Source organism: Paenibacillus forsythiae T98, assembly GCF_000520735.1.
GTDB lineage: Bacteria > Bacillota > Bacilli > Paenibacillales > Paenibacillaceae > Paenibacillus_AQ > Paenibacillus_AQ forsythiae.
The window spans coordinates 1-2,998 of sequence record NZ_ASSC01000680.1 but is presented as its reverse complement, the minus strand read 5'-3'; the positions used below and the strand labels follow the sequence as shown (position 1 = coordinate 2,998).

Here is a 2,998-nt window from a genome sequence, read left to right as displayed (position 1 = left end):
AACCCAGCCGGTGGAATAGTGGCTCGGGTAGACCATGGGACTGATGACATCGACGTTCTTGGATATTTTTACAAAATCCTGGCCGATTCCTTCGGCAGCCGGAACCGACGCGGCATAACCAAAGATATCGACGGATACCCTCGCGCCCAGCGGATTCAGTTCCCGCTTCGCATACTTGACGAAGTCCGCGACGATTTGAACCCGGCTTTTTCCTGGGGCCTTGGTATATTTCAGCGAATCCGCCCGCTTCTCAAATCCTTCGGGGAAGCGCACATAGTCGAACTGGATTTCCTTGAAGCCGAGCTTGACCGCTTCTTTGGCAATTTCGACATTGTATTTCCACACGTTCTCGTTATAAGGATTTACGAAGCTGTCTCCGCCTTTATTGCGCCACACCGAGCCGTCGCTTTTTACGAACGACAGTTGCGGATTTTTCTTGGCCAGCACAGAGTCCTTAAAGACAACGATCCGGGCGATCGGATAGACATTATGCTTCCTGAGCCTCTCCATCAGTTGGGTGATATCACGGATAAAAGGCTGCGGCTTGCCCATCTGCTGCAGCTCGGCGTTATCTGTCTGGTAGGTAATGTAACCGGCGTCATCCTTGATGTCGATAACCATTGCGTTCAATTCCGTCGCATCAACCAAATTCAGCAGCGTATCCATCCGTGAGCCGCCCGCGCTATAAGCCGTGACGTATATGCCCTTGACCTTGGGGGAGTCTGGCTGAGGATCTGGCAGCGGGGCGCCGTCCAAAGCTTCGGATGCTCCCGGGGAGGCGGAAGGACCTGGGGTTGTAGCAGCGCCTCCCGCCACCCAATCTTGCGGAGTTCCTGCTGCGCTTGGCGGGGCGGTCTGATTGGCGACGATGGCTGTATTGGAGGCGGATTGAAGTACGGCGGCGGCGTCAGCTTGCGACTGCCCGTGCTGAACACCCACGCTCCCCAGGGCCATCATCAATATAGCCCAAGTGATGTTCATTGCTCTCTCTCCTCTTTTTTATGTACGTTGGTATAAATTATAATAACAACCGTACCTAATAAAAAGAACAGGTTTGTAACAATAAAGGAACGTTTTATCAATCTTCGGCAAGCATATGCGATGAAAAAGCAAATGCCGCCTGAGCCGGCAAACAGGCCGGTTCAAGCGGCAATCTCAAAACCTCGTGTTACCTTCATTGAAGATACGCAGAATCCTGATGCTCGCAAATGCTGTACTGAATGATGTCCATCGCATCAGCAGAGTCCAGTATGCTCAGCCCGTCCCGCAGAACGATCATGGAATCGAGTTCGTCCTGCTTGAGAAACGGCATCATATCCGGATACCACTTCATGACGATTGCTGACAATTTCACCGTTTCCATTTCCACAGTAATCACCCTTTCCTTTTTCGAATGTTGCTGAACTTGAATTCAGGTTTCACCCAGAAAAACGACAAGTGCCTGGAAAAGAGGGCAGGGCAGAAACTTCATGAGCATATTGACTTCTGCGCATCATTAATATATCACAATTTTTAAGCAAGTGCACCCTTTAGCGGTCAGCTTTTGCGGAACGAACCCATAATGCAGGCCGATGAACCCCGTCGTCGCGGCTACCCGGCGGGCTGCAAACAAAAGAATGCAAACGGTGTAAAAACGAATGAAAGGAATACGCTGGTATTCCTCTTCGGGTTTGTGATATAATGTATAGGATATTCTTGAGTAGAGCGTTACAATGAACTTTTTGCATTGTTTCGAATGTGAAGCTACTGTTGATCGGGCCAATTGGAGAACCTGATGAAAGGACGGCCCGCCGTCCCCTTACGCGAAACCATGCAGAGTTTCCGGCATGATTGGACAGCCTATAAATGTTTGCTGCTACTTAAGAATACAGACAAGCATGTGGAATGTCCACTGTATAGAAGGAGCATGAATAATTTGAAGACATTTGCAGAATTTGACTTGGACCCGAAAGTGTTGCAAGCCATCACAGAGCTGGGATTCGAGGAGGCGACTCCGATTCAATCCCAATCCATCCCGATCGCTATGACAGGGAGCGACCTGATCGGACAAGCGCAGACCGGTACCGGGAAAACGGCGGCTTTCGGTATTCCTCTGATCACCAAGATTCCCCGTGAGGAAGAAAAGATCGTGGCGCTTATCATGACCCCGACCCGCGAACTTGCCATTCAGGTGGCGGAAGAAATCGGCAAGCTTAGCCGCTTCAAGGGAATCCGTTCCCTGCCAATCTATGGCGGTCAGGACATCGGCCGGCAAATCCGGGGTCTGAAAAAGAAGCCGCAGATCATTATCGGCACGCCGGGACGTCTGCTTGACCACATCAACCGCAAGACGATCCGTCTGGACGACGTGCAGACCGTCGTATTGGACGAAGCGGATGAAATGCTGGATATGGGCTTCATGGACGATATCCAGTCCATCCTGAAGCTTGTGCCCGAAGAACGGCAGACGATGCTGTTCTCCGCAACGATGCCTCCGAACATCCAGCGTCTTGCCCAGCAGTTCCTTAAGAATCCTGAGCATGTCTCTGTCATTCCGAAGCAGGTCAGTGCGCCGCTGATCGATCAGGCTTACATTGAAGTTCCGGAACGCCAGAAGTTCGAAGCGCTGAGCCGTTTGATCGATATGGAATCTCCGGAGCTCGCGATCGTATTCGGACGGACGAAGCGCCGGGTTGATGAATTGTCCGAAGCGCTTCAAAAACGCGGCTACTCGGCAGATGGCCTGCACGGCGACCTGTCTCAGAACCAGCGTGACGCCGTAATGCGCAAATTCCGCGACGGAAGCATTGATGTGCTGGTTGCGACCGACGTGGCGGCCCGCGGACTCGACGTTTCCGGCGTAACGCATGTCATTAACTTTGACCTGCCGCAGGACCCGGAAAGCTATGTACACCGAATTGGACGTACCGGACGCGCGGGCAAGGAAGGGGCGGCCGTGTCGTTTGTGACTCCCCGCGAAATCGACCATCTGCGTCTGATTGAGCGTGTGACCCGTCAC

At 52.3% G+C, this 2,998-nt stretch carries 3 protein-coding genes; 1 reads left to right on the top strand and 2 read right to left on the bottom strand.

Annotated features, from left to right (window positions below):
- Both L692_RS0120890 and L692_RS0120885 read right to left on the bottom strand, forming a co-directional pair.
- Window positions 1-981 (bottom strand): putative glycoside hydrolase (locus L692_RS0120890; protein ID WP_025701971.1); only part of this gene is annotated, 981 nt, incomplete at its 3' end.
- Between the two features lie 193 nt (window positions 982-1,174).
- Window positions 1,175-1,363 (bottom strand): hypothetical protein, encoded by a 189-nt coding sequence (locus L692_RS0120885; protein ID WP_179035253.1) that lies wholly within the window; start codon window positions 1,361-1,363, stop codon window positions 1,175-1,177.
- A gap of 552 nt (window positions 1,364-1,915) precedes the next feature.
- Here L692_RS0120885 and L692_RS0120880 point away from each other — a divergent pair.
- Window positions 1,916-2,998: DEAD/DEAH box helicase (locus L692_RS0120880; protein WP_025701969.1), on the top strand; the 1,083-nt coding region annotated here is incomplete at its 3' end.